At 54.1% G+C, this 21516-nt stretch carries 23 protein-coding genes; 8 read left to right on the forward strand and 15 right to left on the reverse strand.

Annotated features, from left to right (window positions below):
- The first annotated feature begins 398 nt into the window (after positions 1-398).
- Positions 399-1736, forward strand: a complete 1338-nt coding sequence (gene paeA / locus AAH450_RS13480; RefSeq protein ID WP_342910680.1) for a polyamine export protein PaeA — start codon at positions 399-401, stop codon at positions 1734-1736.
- 45 nt (positions 1737-1781) lie between these two features.
- Here the strand turns inward: paeA and AAH450_RS13485 are convergent, their stop codons facing one another.
- Complete coding sequence (locus AAH450_RS13485) at positions 1782-1988, reverse strand: DUF1107 domain-containing protein (RefSeq protein ID WP_246760837.1); 207 nt, start codon at positions 1986-1988, stop codon at positions 1782-1784.
- A gap of 315 nt (positions 1989-2303) precedes the next feature.
- Here AAH450_RS13485 and AAH450_RS13490 point away from each other — a divergent pair, with 315 nt between their 5' ends.
- On the forward strand, positions 2304-2861 hold the full coding sequence (locus AAH450_RS13490) for a YtfJ family protein (RefSeq protein WP_342910681.1): 558 nt from the start codon (positions 2304-2306) through the stop codon (positions 2859-2861).
- A gap of 287 nt (positions 2862-3148) precedes the next feature.
- Here AAH450_RS13490 and cysQ read toward each other — a convergent pair whose 3' ends face one another.
- Positions 3149-3889 (reverse strand): 3'(2'),5'-bisphosphate nucleotidase CysQ, encoded by a 741-nt coding sequence (gene cysQ, locus AAH450_RS13495; protein WP_342910682.1) that lies wholly within the window; start codon positions 3887-3889, stop codon positions 3149-3151.
- Between the two features lie 326 nt (positions 3890-4215).
- Between cysQ and AAH450_RS13500 the strand changes: the two genes are divergently transcribed.
- Positions 4216-6174 carry a bifunctional 2',3'-cyclic-nucleotide 2'-phosphodiesterase/3'-nucleotidase gene (locus AAH450_RS13500; RefSeq protein ID WP_342910834.1) on the forward strand — a complete coding sequence of 653 codons (1959 nt, stop codon included), beginning with the start codon at positions 4216-4218 and terminating at the stop codon, positions 6172-6174.
- Between the two features lie 33 nt (positions 6175-6207).
- Here the strand turns inward: AAH450_RS13500 and fklB are convergent, their stop codons facing one another.
- On the reverse strand, positions 6208-6828 hold the full coding sequence (fklB, locus tag AAH450_RS13505; protein WP_318788567.1) for an FKBP-type peptidyl-prolyl cis-trans isomerase: 621 nt from the start codon (positions 6826-6828) through the stop codon (positions 6208-6210).
- A gap of 298 nt (positions 6829-7126) precedes the next feature.
- Between fklB and AAH450_RS13510 the strand changes: the two genes are divergently transcribed.
- Positions 7127-7687: an OapA family protein gene (locus AAH450_RS13510; protein ID WP_342910683.1), complete on the forward strand. Its 561-nt coding sequence runs from the start codon at positions 7127-7129 to the stop codon at positions 7685-7687.
- Positions 7688-7751: 64 nt separating this feature from the next.
- On the opposite strand, the gene rplI is transcribed toward AAH450_RS13510, so the two are convergent.
- From rplI to rpsF, 4 genes are read right to left on the reverse strand one after another with little or no spacing between them, the layout of a single operon-like run.
- The gene (gene rplI / locus AAH450_RS13515; protein WP_306208372.1) at positions 7752-8204 is read right to left on the reverse strand and encodes a 50S ribosomal protein L9; all 453 of its coding nucleotides are present in this window, start codon (positions 8202-8204) and stop codon (positions 7752-7754) included.
- 39 nt (positions 8205-8243) lie between these two features.
- Positions 8244-8471: a 30S ribosomal protein S18 gene (gene rpsR, locus AAH450_RS13520; protein ID WP_002210155.1), complete on the reverse strand. Its 228-nt coding sequence runs from the start codon at positions 8469-8471 to the stop codon at positions 8244-8246.
- A gap of 4 nt (positions 8472-8475) precedes the next feature.
- Entirely contained in the window at positions 8476-8793 is a 318-nt protein-coding gene (gene priB, locus AAH450_RS13525; RefSeq protein ID WP_318788919.1) for a primosomal replication protein N, read from the reverse strand.
- Between the two features lie 6 nt (positions 8794-8799).
- Positions 8800-9195: a 30S ribosomal protein S6 gene (gene rpsF, locus AAH450_RS13530; protein ID WP_318788565.1), complete on the reverse strand. Its 396-nt coding sequence runs from the start codon at positions 9193-9195 to the stop codon at positions 8800-8802.
- Positions 9196-9273: 78 nt separating this feature from the next.
- On the opposite strand from rpsF, the gene AAH450_RS13535 reads away from it, so the two are divergent.
- Together AAH450_RS13535 and AAH450_RS13540 are read left to right on the forward strand one after the other, a co-directional pair.
- Positions 9274-9480, forward strand: coding sequence for a hypothetical protein (locus AAH450_RS13535; RefSeq protein ID WP_342910684.1), 207 nt, complete (start codon positions 9274-9276; stop codon positions 9478-9480).
- 112 nt (positions 9481-9592) lie between these two features.
- Positions 9593-9802 carry a hypothetical protein gene (locus AAH450_RS13540; RefSeq protein ID WP_306208377.1) on the forward strand — a complete coding sequence of 70 codons (210 nt, stop codon included), beginning with the start codon at positions 9593-9595 and terminating at the stop codon, positions 9800-9802.
- 118 nt (positions 9803-9920) lie between these two features.
- Here AAH450_RS13540 and yjfP read toward each other — a convergent pair whose 3' ends face one another.
- Entirely contained in the window at positions 9921-10670 is a 750-nt protein-coding gene (gene yjfP, locus AAH450_RS13545) for an esterase (protein WP_342910685.1), read from the reverse strand.
- 162 nt (positions 10671-10832) lie between these two features.
- Here yjfP and AAH450_RS13550 point away from each other — a divergent pair, with 162 nt between their 5' ends.
- Complete coding sequence (locus AAH450_RS13550) at positions 10833-12767, forward strand: methyl-accepting chemotaxis protein (RefSeq protein ID WP_342910686.1); 1935 nt, start codon at positions 10833-10835, stop codon at positions 12765-12767.
- Positions 12768-12816: 49 nt separating this feature from the next.
- Positions 12817-13140 carry a biofilm peroxide resistance protein BsmA gene (gene bsmA, locus AAH450_RS13555; protein ID WP_342910687.1) on the forward strand — a complete coding sequence of 108 codons (324 nt, stop codon included), beginning with the start codon at positions 12817-12819 and terminating at the stop codon, positions 13138-13140.
- Here the strand turns inward: bsmA and AAH450_RS13560 are convergent.
- The 7 genes from AAH450_RS13560 to hflC form a co-directional block, all read right to left on the reverse strand.
- Entirely contained in the window at positions 13117-14745 is a 1629-nt protein-coding gene (locus AAH450_RS13560; protein ID WP_342910835.1) for an isovaleryl-CoA dehydrogenase, read from the reverse strand. The genes bsmA and AAH450_RS13560 overlap by 24 nt on opposite strands.
- Before the next feature lie 107 nt (positions 14746-14852).
- Positions 14853-15587 carry a 23S rRNA (guanosine(2251)-2'-O)-methyltransferase RlmB gene (rlmB, locus tag AAH450_RS13565; protein ID WP_342910688.1) on the reverse strand — a complete coding sequence of 245 codons (735 nt, stop codon included), beginning with the start codon at positions 15585-15587 and terminating at the stop codon, positions 14853-14855.
- Between the two features lie 158 nt (positions 15588-15745).
- A complete protein-coding gene (rnr, locus tag AAH450_RS13570) occupies positions 15746-18199 on the reverse strand; it encodes a ribonuclease R (protein ID WP_342910689.1) in 2454 nt (817 codons plus the stop codon).
- A gap of 19 nt (positions 18200-18218) precedes the next feature.
- Positions 18219-18656, reverse strand: a complete 438-nt coding sequence (nsrR, locus tag AAH450_RS13575) for a nitric oxide-sensing transcriptional repressor NsrR (RefSeq protein ID WP_342910690.1) — start codon at positions 18654-18656, stop codon at positions 18219-18221.
- Positions 18657-18846: 190 nt separating this feature from the next.
- Entirely contained in the window at positions 18847-20145 is a 1299-nt protein-coding gene (locus AAH450_RS13580) for an adenylosuccinate synthase (protein ID WP_342910691.1), read from the reverse strand.
- A gap of 97 nt (positions 20146-20242) precedes the next feature.
- The gene (locus AAH450_RS13585) at positions 20243-20443 is read right to left on the reverse strand and encodes a DUF2065 domain-containing protein (RefSeq protein WP_342910692.1); all 201 of its coding nucleotides are present in this window, start codon (positions 20441-20443) and stop codon (positions 20243-20245) included.
- Between the two features lie 68 nt (positions 20444-20511).
- The gene (hflC, locus tag AAH450_RS13590) at positions 20512-21516 is read right to left on the reverse strand and encodes a protease modulator HflC (RefSeq protein WP_318788555.1); all 1005 of its coding nucleotides are present in this window, start codon (positions 21514-21516) and stop codon (positions 20512-20514) included.

The following is a 21516-nucleotide window of genomic DNA, read 5'->3' on the forward strand; positions in this document are numbered from 1 at the left end:
CCTCTTTTTCCGCGTAAAGCCAAATTGTTGGACTTATTGTGTGCAAAGAGAGCATGGGTTACAACAACGGATCGTTAATGAAGGGCAATGTCGGAGGTGATCCACAGGTAGAGTCAGATTAATCTCATCCTGAGGAGTGCCGCAATTGTAAGCATGGGTCACCACGGCTATAATCCACAGCACAGGTGCTGTTACCGCCTGTTAACTGACTTCTGCACCGGCTTTAGCCGATGGCGCAGACATTTTTGGCACGGATAGCCGAGCTTCGCATACCGGAAGAGGACGTTCGCAGATCTTCCTACGCTGCCCAGGCCAAAAATGACAAGTAATCAACTCAAGGCCGGTTTCGAACGCTTTCACCTGATAGCCACTGAACCGGGCCATTTTATGGATGTTTTATGTTAGACAGCTTGCTTGTCATCGTACTGCTGATTGCGATCAGCTCATTTTTCTCTCTTTCAGAAATCTCGCTTGCCGCCGCGCGCAAAATTAAGCTGAAGCTGCTGGCCGATACGGGCAATGTTAATGCCCAGCGGGTGATGAAGATGCAGGAAACGCCAGGGATGTTCTTTACCGTGGTGCAAATCGGGCTTAACGCAGTGGCCATTTTAGGCGGTATAGTTGGCGATTCCGCCTTCTCTCCCGCTTTTCGCTCCCTTTTCGAACGTTTTACTAACCCGATCCTGGCTGAACAGCTCAGCTTTATCTGCTCTTTTACCCTGGTCACCAGCCTGTTTATCCTTTTTGCCGATCTCTTCCCAAAACGTCTGGGAATGATCGCCCCTGAAGTGGTGGCGTTGAAAATTATCAACCCCATGCGCTTTTGCCTGTTTATCTTTCGCCCTCTGGTCTGGTTCTTCAATGGCGGGGCTAACATCATTTTTCGCCTGTTTAAAATTCCGCTGGTGCGCAAGGATGATATTACCTCTGACGATATCTATGCCATCGTGGAAGCTGGGGCGCTGGCGGGCGTACTGCGTAAACAGGAGCATGAGCTGATTGAAAACGTGTTTGAGCTGGAGTCCCGTACTGTTCCCTCTTCAATGACCTCACGTGAAAACGTGGTGTGGTTCAATCTGCATGAAGATGAAGAGAGCCTGAAGGAGAAGATCGCCAATCATCCTCATTCCAAATTCCTCGTCTGTAATGATGATATCGACCATATTGTTGGCTACGTCGACTCAAAAGAGCTGCTGTTAAGGGTGCTGGGGCACCAGAGCCTGGCGCTGAACAGCGGCGTACAGATCCGCTCTGCGCTGATAGTGCCGGATACGCTGACCCTCTCTGAGGCGCTGGAGAGCTTTAAAACCGCCGGTGAAGATTTTGCGGTGATCATGAATGAGTACGCGCTGGTGGTGGGGATTATTACGCTGAATGACGTGATGACGACGCTGATGGGCGATCTGGTCGGCCAGGGTATGGAAGAGCAGATTGTGGCGCGTGATGAGAATTCCTGGCTGGTGGAGGGCGGTACGCCCATTGACGACGTCATGCGCGTGCTGGATATCGATGAATTCCCCCAGTCCGGCAATTATGAAACCATTGGCGGCTTCATGATGTATATGCTGCGCAAAATCCCGAAACGCACCGATTTCGTGAAGTTCCACGGCTATAAGTTTGAGGTGGTAGATATTGACAGCTACCGTATCGATCAGCTGCTGGTAACCCGCATTGATGCGCGTCCAACGGCGGCGGCGGCCGTACTCACTAAAGTGGCTGAAGCGACTGAAGAGTAAAGGCAGGGAACAACAAAAAGGCGCGATTATTCGCGCCTTATTTTTTTAGTTGAACTCGGTCTGCAAGCGCAGTACCTGACGGTTCACTTCTGACATCACGCTGTAGTGCTGCTTATCTTTAATTCGTGGGATCAGGATCTTGCCTTTATCGAATTCGAAAGCGCCTACGTCTTTGATATATATCCTGCCGCGAAACAGCGTTTTTACGTATTTGGCTACCTGCAGCGGGTTGTATCGCTGGAAGATCTTCATGCTGATTAATACTCCTGAAAATGATGCGCGCTGCGTCGTGTCCAATCTCGGTACGAATCCTTGCAGCGCAAAGTGGATTCACTATAGACCAACATCGCCTTCCTGAAGTCCGAAAAAAGAGTTTTTTTACTGTTTTTACACATCATGACAGAGCACTCTCTGCTTTCGACATGGCCAAACAGTATAAACCTTCAATTGAAAGCGAATTGTGCAGTGTGTTGCAAAGATGTTAGCCCGATGCGACAGCAGCATCTTCTGCGCTTATTATTGCAGGAACATGACCAACTGGTCTGATCACCTTAAAAGGAGAGGCTAATGGCTGCTGTTCGCTTACTTTTTGTTCTTATCTCACTTTCCCTGCCCTTTAGTGCTGGCGCGCATGCCTTTAAAGAGGGTCAGCGCCTCCCCGCTATCGGTATTTCTGATAAAGGGGAGCTGATATTGCAGCAGGATAAATTCAGCTATCAACGCTGGAACAGTGCGAAATTGCCGGGCAAAGTGCGGGTGGTTCAACATATCGCTGGCCGTTCGTCATCCAAAGAGAAGAACGCTTCGCTTATAGAAGCGATCAAGTCAGCAAAATTTCCACACGATCGTTACCAGACCACTACCCTGGTTAACACCGATGATGCAATTCCCGGCACGGGAATGTTTGTTCGCAGCAGCATTGAGAACAACAAGAAGCAGTTTCCCTGGTCGCAGTTCATTGTAGACAGTGACGGCGTGGCTAAAAAAGCCTGGCAGCTGGAGGATGGCGGTTCCGCGATTGTGGTGCTGGATAAAAAGGGTGAGGTGCGTTTTGCAAAGGATGGCGCGCTGACGCAGGAAGAGGTGAAGCAGGTAGTGGCGCTGGTGCATAAGCTGCTGGAGTAAAGGGTGAGATCAGGGCCTGGAGTCTAAGGACAAAAGCAAAACAGCGGCGCTGCCTGCCCTTCAGCCAGACAACACTGAGCGTGTCGGGAGGAAAGAGTGGGCTGATAAGCAAAGGCTGAGCGGCATGGACGCCGCTTCACAGCCCCTGCCTCTTTGTGTTCAGCCCACTCTCTTCGACCATGCAACTCAGATGACAGACTCCGGGCGCCTGATATATCCAGACCAGATGGCCTTTACTCTTTCCAGTTGGTGCATCTTTCAAAAATTGCCAGTCACGCACTTAACTGTCAGAAAATCGAAACGCGGAAGCCAGGGTTCAGGAAGGATTCGCGTGGAGCATAATCCAGATCCTTACCCTGCCAGTCATGAACGTGCGCGCCTGCCGCTACTGCAACAGCATGTCCTGCACCGGTATCCCAGATATTGGTCGGCCCGAAGCGGGGATAGAGCTGCGCTTTCCCTTCCGCCACCAGGCAGAACTTCAGCGAAGAGCCTATCGCCGTGGTCTGGTGCTCACCCAGCTGGCTGAGATAATCCTCCAGCTCAGTGTCCGAATGGGAACGGCTTATCACCACCAGCGGCGGACGGGCTTCCCGAACCTGAATCTGCTCACGGTTTCCACCCTCTTCTTTCCACGCTTTGCCCTCCGCTGCGGAGTACATAACGCCCAGTACCGGGGCATAGACCACGCCCAGCACCGGTTTGCCCTGCTCAATCAGAGCGATATTCACCGTGAACTCACCGTTACGCTTGATAAACTCTTTGGTGCCATCAAGGGGGTCGACCAGCCAGTAGCGCTGCCAGTGCTGGCGTACCTGCCAACCCGGCGGATCCTCTTCCGATAACACCGGGATCTCTGGAGAAAGTGCAGAAAGTCCCTGAACAATCACCTGATGGGCAGCAATATCTGCCGCCGTCACCGGCGAATCATCTGACTTGTGAGAGACATTAAGCGGCGCCTGTCCGTCATACACCACCATGATCGCATCGCCCGCTTCCCGAGCCAGCTGGCAGATTTTGTCTAACATTTTACACCTCATGATTAGCAACTTAAGACCGCGTACTACCGGCCAGTCTGTACCTGCATACCGATGGCTGAAACCTTAACCGATCATAGCAGCTGATAGTATCCCCCTCGCTCCCAGTTCCTGAACAGGCAGGCTGTGATAGCTAAAGAGAGAGCTTAATTATCAACAGCATAATGTATATGGTGTTCAGTAACCTCCGCTTTTTACCCTCAGCCCGGTTAGCAGTAAATATTTGTGGCTGATCACATTTATTTAAGACACAAGGTAACAAGTTCACAAAACTTTGCGATGTTAGTGCGCTGTCGCCCCTGTCTAACGGAGAAATGATGTTTTACGGAAAAATAACCTTTCAGACCACGCTATCCCTTTCGGCACTTTTTGTCGCAGCTTCGCTTAACGCCGCTACGGTTGATTTCCGCCTGCTGGAAACCACAGACCTGCACAGCAATATGATGGATTTTGACTACTACAAAGATTCGCCCAGCGAGAAATTTGGCCTGGTGCGGACGGCCACGCTGATTGAAGCCGCCCGCAAAGAGGCCCCCAACAGCGTGCTGGTCGACAACGGCGATATTATTCAGGGCAGCCCGCTTGGCGACTATATGGCAGCCAAAGGCCTGCAACAGGGCGAAGTGCATCCTGTCTACAAGGCGATGAACACCCTGGATTATACGGTCGGCAACCTGGGCAACCATGAATTTAATTACGGCCTCGATTATCTGCATAAAGCCATCAATGGCGCCCGCTTTCCTTATATCAATGCCAATATCATTGATGTCAAAACCGGTAAGCCGCTTTTCACTCCCTGGCTGATCAAAGCTGTGTCAGTCACCGACAGAGAGGGGAAATCCCACCAGCTTAAGGTGGGTTACATTGGATTTGTGCCGCCGCAGATTATGGTCTGGGATAAAACAAACCTCACCGGCAAGGTAACGGTGAACGACATCACTGAAACTGCCCGTAAATGGGTGCCGGAGATGCGCAAAGCGGGTGCCGATATCGTGGTCGCCATTCCCCACTCCGGTCTCTCTGGCGACCCCTATAAAGCGATGGCTGAAAACTCGGTCTATTACCTCAGCCAGGTGCCGGGTATCGATGCCATTCTTTTCGGCCATGCGCATGCCGTTTTCCCCAGCCAGGAATTCGCCAGCATTAAGGGCGCGGACATCAATCAGGGAACGCTGAACGGCATTCCCGCCGTGATGCCGGGAATGTGGGGCGATCACCTGGGCGTGGTCGATCTGGTGCTGGATAATCAGCAGGGGCGCTGGCAGGTCAGCAGCGCCAGGGCAGAAGCCCGCCCGATCTACGATAAAACGGCGAAGAAGTCGCTGGCCGCAGAAGACCCGGCCCTGCTGAAGGTGATGGAACAGGATCATAAAGCGACGCGCGAATTTGTCAGCAAACCTATCGGCACCTCTGCTGATGTCATGTACAGCTATCTGTCGCTGGTGCAGGATGATCCCACCGTGCAGATAGTCAACAACGCCCAGCGGGACTATGTGCAGCATTACATTCAGGGCGATCCCGATCTGGCCACGCTGCCCGTACTGTCGGCGGCAGCGCCCTTTAAAGCGGGAGGGCGGAAAAACGATCCCTCCAGCTATGTTGAGGTGGAAAAAGGCCCCCTTACCTTCCGTAACGCCGCCGATCTCTATCTTTATCCCAACACGCTGGTAGTGCTGAAAGTCAGTGGCAAAGAGGTGAAAGAGTGGCTGGAGTGCTCTGCCGGCCAGTTCAATCAGATCGATCCGCACAACAGTCAGCCTCAGTCGCTGATTAACTGGGATTTCCGTACCTACAATTTTGATGTGATTGATGGCGTTAACTATCGTATCGATGTTACGCAGCCGGCCAGATACGATGCCGAATGTCAGATGAGCAACGAAAAGGCTTCACGTATCAGAGATCTGACCTTTAAGGGTAAGCCGATCGACCCGCAGGCAACCTTCCTGGTAGCAACGAATAACTACCGGGCCTATGGCGGTAAATTTGCAGGAACGGGGGAGAGCCATATTGCTTTTGCTTCACCGGATGAGAACCGTTCCGTCGTCGCAGCCTATATCAGCGCGCAGACCAGGGCAGAAGGTGAAGTGAAGCCGCAGGCGGATAACAACTGGAAGCTGGCGCATATTGCGAGCAGTACGCCGCTGGATATTCGTTTTGAAACCTCTCCCGGTGAAAAAGCAGCAAAATTTATCCGTGCGCAGGGGCAGTATCCGTTACAGCAAAAAGGAACGGATGACATCGGCTTCGCTCTTTATCAGGTAGATTTGCAAAAATAAGGGGGATGGGCCAGGCGTACCTGGCCCGGAATCTTACAGGATCTCTAACAGCTCCACTTCAAACACCAGGGTGCTGAAAGGAGGAATAGAGGCACCTGCGCCACGCTCGCCGTAAGCCAGTTCATGAGGAATAACCAGCTCCCACTTTGAACCAACTGGCATCAGCGTCAGCGCTTCGATCCAACCTGGGATCACGCCGCTCACCGGGAATTCAGCCGGCTCGCCGCGCTGTACTGAACTGTCGAATACGCTGCCATCGGTCAGTTTGCCGGTGTAGTGCACGCGTACGCGGTCCTGACGGGAAGGGATTGCGCCCTCGCCCTGAGCAATCACCCTGAATTGCAGACCTGACTCGGTGCTGCTCACGCCGTCGCGCTTGATGTTCTCTTCCAGGAATTTCTGACCTTCAACTGCCATTTCCTGCTGGCGCTCACGACGCACAGCATCCGCACGCTCATGAACTTCGCGCAGCGCACGGTGAACAACATCTACAGGTACAGCAGGGGCGTTCCCTTCCAGCGCATCGCGCAGACCAGCCAGCAATGCTTCTGGTTGCAGACCCTGCAAACCAGATTCCAGCAGCTGCTGGCCAACCTGTAAACCGATACCGTAACTTGCTTGCGCTTCTACGCTGTCAAAAGAAGGGGTAGTCATGGATTTTCCTTTCATCATTGATAAAACCAGTGCAGAGCATAACAGCGCAGACATCGGGCGTAAAATGGCATCTTCTTCAGGTGACTTTTCGCCGTTAAAAGGAAACAATACCCGGATCCCACGGGCGGAATAAACTCCGCACGCACAATGCGTTATCAGCTATATTTTAGTCGAGGTTAACATGGGCCATCTTGCCCGCAGGCGAAGGAAAAGCCAGTCGCTTTCTCTGAACGGTTGGTTAAACCGGGTAGTAAAAAGCTCACTATTTGCGCGAGGTTCGCGCCAGGAGGAGGACCCCATGCCCAAAGCGTCTTCATCATCACGAATCCCGCACTTGTTCAGCTGGATTTGGCATCTGCCGGAGTCTGTGCGCTGGATGGATCCGTTACCGCCTTTCCACCGTCGCGGTATCATCCTCTCACTGCTGGTGATGCTGCTGGCCTTTCTCTGGCCTGCATCTTCACCCCAGCGGCCAGCGATGACGTCAGGCCACTCTTCTGAGACCAGCGTACCGATGCAGGCTGAACTCAGTAGTGAACAGCCAGAAGCGCCGACACAGAGGCCCTCAACGCCAGCGCCATCGGCTAACGATTCGCAGGGCACATGGCACAGTTATGAGATTGCCTCAGGGCAAACGCTGGCGCAGCTGTTTCGCGATAATAACCTGTCGGTCAATGATGTGTTTGCGATGGCACGGGTAGAGGGCGACGATAAGCCGCTGAGCAATTTACAAACCGGACAGGCTGTTCGCATTCGTCAGAATGCTCAGGGCGTGGTGAATGGCTTAACGGTGGACACTGACAACGGACAGATACTATTTACCCGTCAGCCAGATGGCTCCTTTGTTCGCGCGCAATAAGCGGCGGGGACAAAAACAAAAACGCCGGCACAAGGCCGGCGTTTTTTTGCAGTAACCTCAGCGATTAAGCTTCAGAAACCACGTTTACAATCAGTTTAGCGAAGACTTCGCTGTGAACCTGGAAGTCCACTTCGTGCTCACCGGTGGTGCGCAGAACGCCGTTCGGCAGACGAACTTCGCTCTTAGCCACTTCAACGCCAGCCGCAGTTACAGCGTCAGCGATGTCGCGGGTACCGATGGAACCGAACAGTTTACCTTCGTCGCCTGCTTTAGACGCGAGAGTAACGGTGCCCAGTGCGTTGATTTTCTCAGCACGTGCATTAGCTGCAGACAGAACGTCAGCCAGTTTGGCTTCCAGTTCTGCACGGCGTGTTTCGAAGAACTCAACATTTTTCTTGGTAGCAGGAACAGCTTTACCCTGTGGAACCAGGAAGTTACGAGCGTAGCCCGCTTTAACGTTAACCTGATCACCCAGGCTGCCCAGGTTTGCTACTTTATCAAGCAGAATAACTTGCATTACCTTATCCTCTTAAAGTCGTTAATAGACAGCGGCCAATTACTGATGACGATCGGTATATGGCAGCAGGGACAAGTAGCGAGCGCGCTTGATGCAACGAGCGAGCTGACGCTGGTATTTTGCACGAGTACCGGTAATACGGCTCGGGACAATTTTACCGCTTTCGGTAATGTAGTTTTTCAGCGTAGCGATATCTTTGTAATCAATCTCTACAACGCCTTCCGCGGTGAAACGGCAGAACTTGCGACGACGGAAATAACGTGCCATTAGGCTAGTCTCCAGAATCTATCAATTCAATCTGCTCGGCATGCAGTACCGTTTTGTTCAGTCCATTGCGGCCTTGATGGCAGCTAATAAAGCCTGAAACGGTAAGGTGCGTGCCGACCGTTATACTAAGAGTTTGGGCCTGATGGGCTTTGCCGCTGATAATCACCGGCATCCGACACCAGGCTTGCCGGGTAAAACCGGCTTCCACCTGCGATGAACGGTGCTCAAGCACGAACTGGCAGTGTGGAATACCTGACGGGCTTATTTTACGCATCGGCGTCTTGCACACAGTGCCAGACAGCGTCAACCGGTTAGCCGTCACGGTCAATTACTCTTCAGAATCCCCAGCATCTGCATCATCAGAGGTTTCGTTAGCAAAATCTTCGCGACGATCACGACGCTCATCTTTCGCTTTAACCATCGGAGATGCTTCAGTTACCGCGTGCTTAACGCGCATAACCATGCTGCGGATAACGGCGTCGTTGAAGCGGAAGTTAGTTTCCAGCTCATCGATCGCTTCCTGCGGAGCTTCCACGTTCATCAGAACGTAGTGTGCTTTGTGCAGTTTATTGATCGGGTAAGCCAGCTGACGACGGCCCCAGTCTTCCAGACGGTGGATCGTGCCTTCTGCACCAGTGATAGCACCAGTGTAACGCTCGATCATGCCCGGAACCTGTTCGCTTTGGTCAGGGTGAACCATAAATACGATTTCGTAATGACGCATCGAATTTGCTCCTTACGGATTATTCAGCCTCCTGTCGGGGTCAGCCGCGGCCCATGGAAGCAAGGAACGTTATAAGCTGTGCCCAAACTGTTTACTGGGTCACAACCTGAGAATGCGGCTGAAAAATTGACGCGTAATCATACTGGCGGCACTGCGGAAACTCAAGGTAAAGTCGCGGCGGGGTGTAAATTATTTGTCAGCATGGCGCTGGCCGGAGCAGGCTTTTCGTGCTTAGTGAGTCAGATCAACCCGTTAGAAAAAAGTCATTCAAAAAAGCTGATCTAAAACAGCAAGAATTACTAATACCTTTTAGCGTGGAAGGGGCTAAACTCTAACTGTTGCTTATGACACGCCTCTGACGTCAGCGTCAGAGGGTTATCTGATTGTGGAGTTCACTATGAAAACCATCGCAATCGCCACTTTACTCGGTCTATTCCTTTCCACATCCGCCCTTGCCAGTACCTCTGGCTGCGAGCAGCAGGTGAAAAGCTACACCAGCAACGCGGCGAACAGTTACGTCTATATAAACCGGATTGCGTCTCCGTTAGACAAAACATCGCATAAAGCCCCAACCACCGCAGCAGAGCGGCTCTCCGGGCAGCTTTAAAAGCCTGATTACCTGGGTTGATATTGGCGGAACGGCATGGCCCCCGGCCAGGGTTTACCTGAACGGGAGCGGCCCGATCCTGCTGAACGGGTAATGCGCCGCCCTGAGCGAAACAAGGCTACAGATAGCGCTTAAAAAAAGCCGCTATCGCAGCCAGCGCGGGCGGCGTGATGCGATGCCCAACGCCCTGTTCGGTAATAAACGTCAGATTGGCATCGAGTTTCGCTTCCCGCAGCGCCTTTTCTAACCTGAAGCTCTCTGCCGCAGGCACCACTTCATCCGCTTCACCGTGCCAGACCAGCAGTGGCCGGTTGGCGAGCTTCTCCAGCTGTTCGCTGACATCATAACTTGCCAGCGGCGCCATTCTTTCAACAAGCTCTTGTTTCTGTTGCGGCGTTTTTGCCACCAGCGGAGGAAACAGCGTCTGTGACAGCGACATGAAATAGCCTGACCCCATCATACTGGCCACGCTGGTAATATGGCTGTATCGCGCCATCGCGCCCAGTGCGGTCATGCCGCCCATTGAGGCACCCGCCACTGCAAATCGCCCTTCTTCCACCAGCTTTTGCTCGCGTAGCGCCTCTTCTATGGCCGGCACCTCATCAATGTTACTTTTCAGGATCTCCCAGAAATGGGTCAGCCTTAACTCTGTGTCGCCGTTGAAGCGTGAACCATGCATATCCGCATCTGGCATCACAACGCGAAATCCCGCCCTGGCCAGTTCAACAGCAAAATAGGCGTAGACCTCCTTCGATGAGGCAAATCCGTGCCAGAAAAGCAGGGTAGGCAGCGGCGCAGAGCCTTTTCCTGCTGGTGTGGCGTGCAAACACTCAATGCCTGCAAAAGAGTCTGTCGCTATCTCAATCATTAAGCCTCCGGTAGAGAACATGGCGATAAGCGGCCAGCTCAAAGAACTGGGATTTGGGTTTATTCACTAAAAGGTTAGCCCGCTCACAAAATTAAAAATTAAATGTTTCATGAATGTTGCCGTTAACCGATTCAACCCCCTAAATAAATTAACAGGTCACCCATGAATAAATTCTCATTTCGGCGCTGGAGCCTGGGCGTAAAGCTCTCGGTGATCACCTCGCTCAGTGTCGCCCTGCTTTTACTGATCCTGACGTTGGCCTTAACGCACAATGCCGCTAAGCAACTGCAAACATTAACCCAGGAAAATATGGATAACCAGGTCGGCGGTATCGGCGATATGGCGGCCATGTTCAACAGTACCCTTAGCGAAGAAGTGGCCAATTATACGGCTCTCTTCCAGAGTTTTTTACCCAAACGCTTTACGCTGGATGAAACGCAGCAGGTTGCCATTGGCGCTGAACAGACGCCAACCCTGCGCGCGGGCCTGAAAACTCTGAACCTGGATCAGGTTCTGGTGGATGACTTCCAGCAGCGCACGGGCGCAATTTCCACGATTTTTGTGCGTACGGGCGATGACTTTATGCGCATTTCCACCTCGCTACGTAAAGAGGATGGGGAGCGGGCCATCGGCACCCGTCTGGATCACGCCAGTCCCGCCTGGAAACGCATCCAGAAGGGAGAAATTTATCAGGGCGTAAGCATGCTCTTTGGCAAGCGCTATATCACGCAGTATCAGCCAGTCAAAGATGACAGCGGTAAGGTCATTGGCATTCTGTTTGTGGGCGTGGATATCAGTAAACAGTATGCCGAAATCCGGCAGAAAGTGCTGAGTAAGAAGCTGGGTGAAACCGGGCATTTTGTGGTGCTGGATAACGCTACAGGCAAAAACCACGGTAAATTTGTTTTCCATCCTTCAGAAGAAGGGAAAACGCCGCGCTGGTCAGAAGCATTACAGCAGCAGTTGCTGAGCACGCCGGGCGGTATGGTGGAAGCGCCTGATGAAGATGGCTCGACACAGATCATGACCTGGCATCATCTGCCTGAGTGGAACTGGGTCATTCTGGGCGAGGTGAACAAATCCAGCCTGCTGGCACCCATTGAGCACACCCGCGATCTGTTCCTGATGATTGGCGCCGCACTGGTGCTGGTCTTCGCCCTGGGCTTTGTTATCACCACGCGCAACTGGATCAGCAAGCCGCTACAGGAAGTGATTGAGCTGGCCCGGCATTATGCCGCTGGCAACCTGCTGGCCACGCTGGATACCCGCCGTCATGACGAAGTAGGCCAGTTGATTATCGCCATCAACGGCATTGGTGACGGACTGGAGCAGATTGTCGCTCAGGTGCGTGAAGCCGCACAGGAGATCAGCACCGGTACCGATGCTATCGCGCTGAGTAGCGAGAATATCAGCGAACAGATCTCCCGCCAGGCCAGCAGCGTGGAAGAAACCTCAGCCAGCATGGAGCAGCTTAGCGCAACGGTGGCGCAGAACGCGGCCAACGTCTCTCAGGCTCTGACTCTGGTAGATGAAGCCGCCTCAGCGGTGACCAACGGCGGTGAAACCGTGTCGCGCTCGGTGGGAACCATGACCGATATCAAGAGCGCCTCACAGAGCATTGCTGACATCACCCATGTGATTGAGTCTATCGCTTTCCAGACCAATATTCTGGCGCTTAACGCAGCCGTGGAAGCCGCACGCGCGGGCGAACATGGTAAAGGTTTTGCCGTGGTCGCGGCAGAAGTCCGGGCGCTGGCGCAGCGCAGTGCGCAGGCGGCAAAAGAGATTGACGGATTAATCGAAAACTCGCTGAGCAAAGTGGTTCAGGGTCACGATCTCTCCGAGCAAACGCGTCAGGTGATGGAGGATATTGTGGGGCGCATCGGGCAGGTTAAAGTGCTGATGAGCGAAATCAACGTCGCCTCGAAAGAGCAGTCGGCCGGCATCGGACAGGTGAACATTGCCATGAACCAGATTGGCCAGGCCACGCACCAGAACACCGAGCTGGTTTCCACTTCTGAAGCAACGGCGCAGGAGCTGAGTCGCAAAGGGCATCATCTGACGGATCTGGTCAGCGTATTTACGCTTAAAGGCTAAATTCGGTGGGATAGTTTACACTTTTAGCTATCCCACTGGAGGAGCCGCCATGAGCCGTGTAGTCATCTTACTGTTTGTTTTGCTGACCGCTGGCTGTAGCCAGTTTAAAACGAAACCTGAATCTCCGCCGCCGCCAACATCACAGGCCCAGGAGGTCAGCCGCGCGCAAAGCCTGACGCTTACCAAACTTGGCTCCATCACCGTTAATGAACGGGGATCGCCAGACGATGCGCAACGGGCGATAGCGGCTAAGGCCAACCAGGCTGGCGCGAGCTACTACTACATTCAGATGGTCAGCGAAACCGTGATGCCGGGCCTCTGGTACGCCAGCGCCATTCTTTACGGCCCTTCAACCACCGGTGGCGCGCAGTAGCAGGCGCGCGGCTACACTTTCCGGCACAGAGGTGTGGCCTCTGACATCGAGCATCTGGCGGCACCATGCGTCCGCCAGACCCGGTTCCAGATGGGTCATCACCTGCGCACCGCAGGCAAGAGCAAACAGCGCTTCACACAGGCTTCTGGCCTGTGCCTCCTGTGGCTTACGCAGCCAGAGCTTTGTCTGACGCCACAGGCTGTCGTAATGACGATTCTGCCCTTTCACCGCATCAAATTCCGCACAGAGCATCTCTGTTACGCCCGGCTGTCTGGCCACTACCCGCAGCACATCCAGGCACATAACGTTTCCAGATCCTTCCCAGATGCTGTTTACCGGCATCTCACGATAGAGGCGCGGCAGCTCACTCTCTTCGCAATAGCCGATGCCGCCCAGCACCTCCATCGACTCGGCAACAAAGGCGCTGCCTTGTTTACAGACCACATACTTGGCTACGGGAGTAAACAGCCGGCTGAAGAGTTTCTCTTGCTCATTCTGATTAAACGACCAGGCGCGGGCAAGGCGCATCAGCATGGCGGTCTGTCCTTCCAGCATCAAAGCCTGAGAACATAAAACCTGCCTCATCAGCGGCTGATCCACAAGTTTTTTGCCCAGCACCTGGCGTTGATGCACATGATAAAGCGCGACCGAAAAGGCCCGTCGCATCATTGCGTGACTGCCCAGCGCGCAATCGAAACGGGTATAGCCGCCCATTTTCAGGATCTGACGGATGCCTTCCCCCTCTTCGCCAATCAGCCAGCCGCTGGCATTAAAAAACTCCACCTCGCTGCTGGCATTGGAGCGGTTACCCAGCTTCGCTTTCAGCCGTTCAATATGCACCGCATTTCTTTCGCCGCCAGGCAGCAGGCGCGGCATGAAAAAGCAGGATAAACCGCCTTTCGCCTGCGCCAGCACCAGGTGAGCATCACTTTGGGGTACCGAGAAGAACCATTTATGCCCGGTAAGGTGGTAGCACTCGCCATTGCCACGGGACCCGGCTGGTTCAGCTCTGGTGGTATTACTCAGCAGATCCGTACCGCCCTGCTTCTCGGTCATTCCCATGCCGATCAACACCCCTTTTTTCAGTGGCGCTTCCTGCAAATGCGCATCATAGCGATCCGAAAGCAGTGGCTTCAGCCACGCCTGAAAAGGCGCGGGAAGGTGCTTTTGCAACAGAGGTATTGCTCCAAAGGTCATGGTGATGGGGCAAAGGCTGCCCGCCTCAACCTGCCCATGCACGATAAAGCGGGCCGCGCGGGCCACAAAGGCCGCTGCGGGCGCGTTTTCCTGCCATGGAAGGTTATGTACGCGATTGGCACAGAGTCCCTGCATCAGCAAATGCCAGGCAGGATGAAAACGCACCTCATCCAGCCGTTCACCCCTGGCGTCAAAACGCAGCAGCTCAGGCGGGTAGATGTTCGCCAGCCGCCCCAGTTCCAGCGACTCTGCGCTGCCTAATTGTTGTCCAACAGAGGTGAGCAGATCGGCATCCCAGCCCGCGCCCTCACGCAGTACGGCCTCACGCAGCGGCGTATCGGAGAGAAACAGGTTGCTGTTCGCCAGAGGAAGGGGTTGATTAAAAACGGTATGGGTTTTCCACTCCATTGCGCCATCCTTTTCATTCACACAAACACACCGTGATTATGCGTGACAGAGCAGAACTGGCGAGGAAAAGAGAGGGAATTCGGGGCGCAGGTCACGCCCCGGTACTGTTATTTACGGCGCTGGCGTACCGCTTCAAACAGGCAAACGCCCGTCGCGACAGAGACATTCAGCGAAGAGACGCTGCCCGCCATTGGAATGCTGATCAGCTCATCACAGTGCTCACGGGTCAGACGGCGCATCCCTTCGCCCTCTGCGCCCATCACCAGCGCCATCGGGCCGGTCATTTTGCTCTGATAGAGATCGTGATCGGCTTCGCCAGCTGTTCCGACGATCCACACGTTCGCTTCCTGTAGAACACGCATGGTTCTGGCCAGATTCGTTACGCGGATCAGGGGAACATTTTCTGCCGCGCCGCTGGCAACTTTTTTCGCCGTGGCATTCAGTTGGGCAGAACGATCGCGGGGGACGATAACCGCATGTACCCCAGCGGCATCCGCGCTACGCAGGCAGGCACCCAGATTGTGCGGGTCGGTGATACCGTCAAGGATCAGCAGGAACGGCGAAGCCAGACTTTCCAGCAGAGCCGGCAGGTCATTTTCCTGATACTGACGACCAGGCTTCACGCGGGCCACGATGCCCTGATGCACGCCCCCTTCTACCTGGCTGTCCAGCCACTGGCGATTTGCCATCTGCACCACAATGCCCTGCGCTTCCAGCTCTTTTACCAGCGGCTGCAAACGTTTATCATCACGCCCTTTCAGGATAAACACTTCCTGAAAACGTTGAGGATCGCTCTCCAGCAGCGCCTTTACGGCATGGATCCCAAATACAATTTCACTCATTGATCGGTTACTCAGTTGGTCTTTGTGCGCGTGCGGAACGGGGTCCATCATGCGTTGTAGAGAGGGGCAGAAAGTTACTCTGCCCCCCTGATGATTCTCTGGCTCACAGAGCGTAATACCCTCGCTCTGTGTGGCCAGGTCTTAAGCGGTAATGAGGCTCAGACCGGATTATCCGTTTTTTTCTTTGGCGCACGGCGTGTACGGCTGCCAGAGGTGCTTTTACGGTTTCTCTCCGCAGGCTTTCTCGGCTTTTTCTCTTTTTTGGCTCCCGCCTCTGCACTCTCATCTTTGGCCTTAGGCTCACGGAAAGCGCTGTCTGGCTCAAAATTGCCTTTTCGCGGGGCCTGACGACGTTTGCCGCTGTTAGAGGAACCGCCTTTTTTAGCCCGGTCGCGCTCTGTTTTGCCTTCGCCACGCGGTTTACGGCTGCTGGAGACCATCGCAAAATCAATTTTGCGCTCGTCCATATGCACCGCTTCCACACGCACTTCTACCGTATCGCCCAGACGATAAGTTTTACCGCCGGACTCACCAATCAGACGCTGCCCTACCGCATCGAAGCGGTAGTAATCATTGTCCAGCGTGGAGACATGCACCAGACCGTCGATAAACAGATCGGTTAAGCGAACAAAGAAGCCAAAACCGGTAACGCTTGAGATCACACCGGGGAAGGTTTCACCCACGTGGTCATGCATAAAGTCACACTTCAGCCAGTCGGCCACGTCGCGGGTGGCTTCGTCGGCACGGCGCTCGGTCATTGAGCAGTGCTGACCTAATTGCAGCATCTGCGGCAGCTCGTAATGGAAGCCGCCGGTCGGCGTGGTATTCCCTTCCAGCGTGCCGTTCTCTTTCGCCAGCAGATACTTGATGGCGCGGTGCAGCAGCAGATCCGGGTAGCGACGGATAGGCGAGGTAAAGTGCGCATAAGAAGCCAGCGCCAGGCCGAAGTGACCACGGTTTTCCGGGTCATACACCGCCTGCTTCATGGAGCGCAGCAGCATTGTTTGCAGCATCTCGGCATCGGTACGGCTGGAGATTTGCTTCAGCAGCTCGGCATAGTCCAGCGGATGCGGTTTGTTGCCACCTCCCAGCGTCAGACCCAGCTCGTTGAGCACGGAGCGGAAGCTCTTGATGTTCTCTTCGCTTGGGCGGTCGTGGTCACGGAACAGGGCCGGCTCGTTATTTTTCTCAACATAACGGGCAGAGGCGATGTTCGCCAGGATCATGCACTCTTCAATCAGCTTGTGCGCGTCATTGCGGGAAACCTGTTCAACGCGCTCAATACGGCGTTCGGCGTTAAAGACAAATTTGGCCTCGTCGCTTTCAAACGAAATACCGCCGCGCTGCTCGCGAGACTTCTCCAGTACCAGGTACATGCGGTGCAGCTCTTCCAGGTCTTTAACCAGCGGCTGATATTGCTCGCGCAGCTCCTGATCACCCTGCAAAATGCTCCACACTTTGTTGTAGGTCAGACGCGCCCAGGAGTTCATCACCGCTTCATAATGCTTGTAACCGGTTAATTTACCGGTAGCGGAGATGGTCATCTCACAGACCATACAGAGACGATCAACCTGCGGGTTCAGAGAGCAGAGGCCATTTGAGAGCACTTCAGGCAGCATCGGCACCACCTGGGATGGGAAGTAGACCGAGGTGCCACGGTTGACCGCTTCGTCATCAAGCGGCGTGCCCGGACGGACGTAATAGCTTACGTCGGCAATAGCTACCCAGAGACGCCAGCCACCGCCGCGTTTGCGTTCACAGAAGACGGCATCATCGAAGTCACGGGCATCTTCACCATCAATGGTGACCAGTGGCAGATCGCGCAGATCCACACGGCCCGCTTTGGCTTCTTCCGGCACTTCTTCTTTCAGTTTAGCGATCTGGTTTTCCAGTTCCGGAGACCAGGTGTGCGGAATATCGTGGGTACGCAGCGCCATCTCCACCGCCATGCTGGTGCCCATGTTATCACCCAGCACCTCCACGACTTTACCCACGGCCTTGCTGCGGCGGGTAGGACGCTGAACCAGCTCCACCACCACCACATAGCCCATCCGCGCGCCCATCAGATCTTCAGCAGGAAGCAGAATATCAAAGCTCAGGCGGCTGTCGTCTGGCACCACAAAGCCCACGCCAGCTTCGGTGAAGTAGCGACCAACAATCTGGCTGTTACGCGGCTCAAGAACCCTGACCACACGGGCTTCACGGCGACCTTTACGATCTGCGCCCATAGCCTGAGCCAGGATCACATCGCCATGCATACACATTTTCATCTGCTCAGCAGAGAGATAGAGATCGTCTTTGCTGCCTTCAATCCGCAGGAAGCCAAAGCCGTCGCGGTGGCCGATTACCTTTCCGCGCAGCAGATCGAGTCGCTCTGGCAGGGCATAGCACTGGCGACGGGTGAAGACCAGCTGGCCATCACGCTCCATGGCGCGCAGGCGGCGGCGTAAGGCTTCAGTCTGCTCTTCGCCAGAGATGGAAAGTTCTTCAGCCAGCTCTTCACGGCTGGCAGGTTTTTCGCGTTTATCCAGATGAGCCAGAATAAATTCGCGACTGGGAATGGGATTATCATATTTTTCAGCTTCCCGTTCCTTAAAAGGATCTTTTGACATAGCGGTTCCTCCGTTGTCATCAACTGCTGAGTGAAGCGTGTTCAACCAGCAATAATTTGTAGAGCGGATGGTTATCTTCCAGCAGATCTGCCAGCGTGTAGCCATCCAAAACGGTCAGAAAACTCTGTACCGCATCGTGCAGCGCCTTTTTCAGGCGGCAGGCCGGGCTGATAAGACAGGGGCCACAGTTTACTATCTGAAGGGGTTCCATATCGCGGACTACCTGGCCAATCACAATTTCCGCCGCCGGTTTACCTAAGCGGATGCCGCCATTCTTGCCGCGTACCGCCGCAACATAGCCAGCCCGACTGAGCTGATTGATGATTTTGACCATATGATTACGTGAAACGCCATAGGCTTCTGTCACTTCAGTAATACTGGCCATCTGGCCCGCAGGCAGAGCGGCCAGATAGATCAGCGCACGTAGACCATAGTCGGTAAAACTCGTTAGCTGCACAGTAACCTCAGAAGTCTGGCTGATGCCAGAAGCGATGCCGTAATCCGCTCAAAATGAGTGAGTTATCAATGATGATAAACCAGCCTCTGCGTTTGAGGCCATTTTATTTAAGCAAGCGTTGATAATGAGAAATAAGGCGGGAAGCGCAGACCGAAGAGTAAGGCCGGGCAAGACCCGGCCTTTTTTAACATTATGCGTCAAACGGGTCGCGCAGGATCATGGTTTCGCTACGATCCGGACCGGTAGAGATGATGTCAACCGGCACGCCGGTCACTTCTTCTACACGCTTAATGTAATCACGCGCGGCCTGCGGCAGGCCTTCCAGCGTCTTCACGCCAAAGGTGGTTTCAGACCAGCCAGGCATGCTTTCGTAAATGGGTTCGATCCCTTCCCAACCTTCTGCTGCCAGCGGGGTAGTGGTGACTTCACGGCCATCCGGCATACGGTAAGCCACGCAGATCTTCACCTCTTTCAGGCCATCCAGCACGTCCAGTTTGGTCATGCAGAAACCAGAAAGGGAGTTGATCTGCACCGCACGACGCACGGCAACCGCATCCAGCCAGCCGGTACGACGACGACGGCCCGTGGTAGCGCCGAACTCGTTACCCTGCGCGCAGAGGAATTCGCCCGTTTCGTCGAATAATTCCGTCGGGAAAGGACCTGCACCTACGCGGGTTGAGTAGGCTTTAACGATACCCAGTACGTAATCCACATAACGTGGACCAATGCCTGAACCCGTTGCCACGCCGCCTGCTGTGGTGTTGGAGGAGGTCACATAGGGATAGGTGCCATGGTCGATATCCAGCAGCGTACCCTGCGCCCCTTCAAACATGATCAGATCGCCGCGCTGACGCGCGCCATCCAGCAGTTCAGAAACGTCAACCACCATGCCGGTCAGGATGTCGGCAATTGCCAGCACATCGCTCAGCACTTTGTCGTAATCAACCGCTTCTTCTTTGTAGTAGTTCACCAGCTGGAAGTTGTGATATTCCATCACTTCTTTCAGTTTTGTGGCGAAGGTTTCCTTGTTGAAGAGATCGCCTACGCGCAGGCCACGGCGGGCCACTTTATCTTCGTAAGCAGGGCCGATACCCCGACCGGTAGTCCCGATCGCTTTCGCACCACGCGCTTTCTCACGCGCCACGTCCAGCGCGACGTGATATTCGAGGATCAACGGGCAGGCTTCAGAAATAAACAGACGTTCACGTACCGGGAAGCCGCGATCTTCCAGACCTTTCATCTCTTTCATCAGCGCAGCCGGAGAGAGCACCACACCGTTGCCGATGATGCTGGTCACGTTTTCACGCAGAATGCCTGATGGAATTAAATGGAGGACGGTTTTCTCACCGTTGATGACTAGCGTATGGCCAGCGTTATGGCCGCCCTGATAGCGCACAACATATTTTGCACGTTCAGTCAGGAGGTCAACAATCTTACCTTTACCTTCGTCACCCCATTGGGTGCCCAGTACGACGACGTTCTTACCCATTTCTCAAAATCACCGATTGCTTAAAAATGGATTCTACCACCGTAAAACCCGTCTTTCAGCTCTTTTAGCATACGATTGCGGACTTTTTTGCCTGCGTTTAGCTGCCGCCGTGTGCACTTAACATGTAGTAGATCACCGCGCCGGCTACCACCAGGCCACCGCCAAAACGGCGCAGCAGGGTGTCTGGTAACTGCGCCATCGATAATATCATCCGTCGCCAGATACGCGGCAGCAGTACCGGGCCCAGACCTTCTAAAACCAGCACTAAGGCCAGCGCCATCCAAATGGTTGGGTTCATTCTGTTTTCCGCTGATAAGCATAAAAAAAGGGGCCGGAAAATCCGGCCCCTTGCTTTATAACAGATTCTTAGCGGGTGGCGTTAGAAGGCGATTTCATAAAGCGGAAGAAATCGCTGTCCGGGCTGAGCACCATCACATCCTGGTTGCTGTTGAAGCTGTTTTCATAGGCACGCAGGCTACGAATGAAGGCGTAGAAGTCCGGGTCCTGACTGAAGGCGTCAGCAAACAGTTTGGCCGCTTCGGCATCCCCTTCACCCTGAGTGATCAGCGCCTGGCGACGTGCTTCTGCCAGCGTACGCTCCACTTCATAGTCCGCCTGCGCTCTGACTTTGGCTGCTTCTTCCGCACCCTGAGCACGCTGGCTACGGGCCACAGATTCACGCTCAGCACGCATACGGGCATAGATAGCATCGGAGACTTCGGTCGGCAGGTTAATCTGCTTGATGCGCACATCCACAACCTGAATCCCTAATGCCGCCATGCTGTTTGGATTGATAGCTGGCTCGTTGCTGGTCGTTTCACGCTCAACACGTGCCGCTGCTGACGCGATAGCATCATCTGCCGCAGGCGTCGCCACATCATCATCCTGACCTGCACTACCGGTATTCAGCGCATCACGCACATCGGTAGTCAGACGGCCACGGGAATCAGTAACGATATCCTTCACGTCCAGGCGACCAATTTCAGAACGCAAACGGTCACTGAACTTACGCTTCAGCAGCACTTCCGCCTGAGAGACGTCGCCGCCGCCCGTGGCCAGATAGTAACGGCTGAAGTCGCTGATACGCCATTTGATATAGGAATCGACGATCAGATCTTTCTTCTCTTTGGTGACGAAACGGTCGGCCTGGTTATCCATGGTCTGAATACGGGCGTCCAGCGACTTCACGGATTCCAGGAACGGGATCTTGAAGTGCAGACCTGGCGCATAGACCAGCGGTTTGTTTTCATCATCACGCAGAACTTTGCCGAAGCGCATCACAATGCCACGCTGGCCTTCCTGCACCACAAACAGTGACGCGTAAAGCACCACCAGCACAACAATCAATACAACGATTAATGGCTTACGCAT

The sequence above is a fragment of the Erwinia magellanica genome (assembly GCF_039023495.1).
In the GTDB taxonomy this organism is placed as follows: Bacteria; Pseudomonadota; Gammaproteobacteria; order Enterobacterales; family Enterobacteriaceae; genus Erwinia.

What these genes read in the sequence shown, in the direction of transcription:
- paeA (WP_342910680.1), top strand. Translation starts at nt 399, where the DNA reads ATGTTAGACAGCTTGCTTGTCATCGTACTGCTGATTGCGATCAGCTCA.
- AAH450_RS13485 (WP_246760837.1), bottom strand. Translation starts at nt 1,988, where the DNA reads ATGAAGATCTTCCAGCGATACAACCCGCTGCAGGTAGCCAAATACGTA.
- AAH450_RS13490 (WP_342910681.1), top strand. Translation starts at nt 2,304, where the DNA reads ATGGCTGCTGTTCGCTTACTTTTTGTTCTTATCTCACTTTCCCTGCCC.
- cysQ (WP_342910682.1), bottom strand. Translation starts at nt 3,889, where the DNA reads ATGTTAGACAAAATCTGCCAGCTGGCTCGGGAAGCGGGCGATGCGATC.
- AAH450_RS13500 (WP_342910834.1), top strand. Translation starts at nt 4,216, where the DNA reads ATGTTTTACGGAAAAATAACCTTTCAGACCACGCTATCCCTTTCGGCA.
- fklB (WP_318788567.1), bottom strand. Translation starts at nt 6,828, where the DNA reads ATGACTACCCCTTCTTTTGACAGCGTAGAAGCGCAAGCAAGTTACGGT.
- AAH450_RS13510 (WP_342910683.1), top strand. Translation starts at nt 7,127, where the DNA reads ATGCCCAAAGCGTCTTCATCATCACGAATCCCGCACTTGTTCAGCTGG.
- rplI (WP_306208372.1), bottom strand. Translation starts at nt 8,204, where the DNA reads ATGCAAGTTATTCTGCTTGATAAAGTAGCAAACCTGGGCAGCCTGGGT.
- rpsR (WP_002210155.1), bottom strand. Translation starts at nt 8,471, where the DNA reads ATGGCACGTTATTTCCGTCGTCGCAAGTTCTGCCGTTTCACCGCGGAA.
- rpsF (WP_318788565.1), bottom strand. Translation starts at nt 9,195, where the DNA reads ATGCGTCATTACGAAATCGTATTTATGGTTCACCCTGACCAAAGCGAA.
- AAH450_RS13540 (WP_306208377.1), top strand. Translation starts at nt 9,593, where the DNA reads ATGAAAACCATCGCAATCGCCACTTTACTCGGTCTATTCCTTTCCACA.
- yjfP (WP_342910685.1), bottom strand. Translation starts at nt 10,670, where the DNA reads ATGATTGAGATAGCGACAGACTCTTTTGCAGGCATTGAGTGTTTGCAC.
- AAH450_RS13550 (WP_342910686.1), top strand. Translation starts at nt 10,833, where the DNA reads ATGAATAAATTCTCATTTCGGCGCTGGAGCCTGGGCGTAAAGCTCTCG.
- bsmA (WP_342910687.1), top strand. Translation starts at nt 12,817, where the DNA reads ATGAGCCGTGTAGTCATCTTACTGTTTGTTTTGCTGACCGCTGGCTGT.
- AAH450_RS13560 (WP_342910835.1), bottom strand. Translation starts at nt 14,745, where the DNA reads ATGGAGTGGAAAACCCATACCGTTTTTAATCAACCCCTTCCTCTGGCG.
- rlmB (WP_342910688.1), bottom strand. Translation starts at nt 15,587, where the DNA reads ATGAGTGAAATTGTATTTGGGATCCATGCCGTAAAGGCGCTGCTGGAG.
- rnr (WP_342910689.1), bottom strand. Translation starts at nt 18,199, where the DNA reads ATGTCAAAAGATCCTTTTAAGGAACGGGAAGCTGAAAAATATGATAAT.
- AAH450_RS13580 (WP_342910691.1), bottom strand. Translation starts at nt 20,145, where the DNA reads ATGGGTAAGAACGTCGTCGTACTGGGCACCCAATGGGGTGACGAAGGT.
- AAH450_RS13585 (WP_342910692.1), bottom strand. Translation starts at nt 20,443, where the DNA reads ATGAACCCAACCATTTGGATGGCGCTGGCCTTAGTGCTGGTTTTAGAA.
- hflC (WP_318788555.1), bottom strand. Translation starts at nt 21,516, where the DNA reads ATGCGTAAGCCATTAATCGTTGTATTGATTGTTGTGCTGGTGGTGCTT.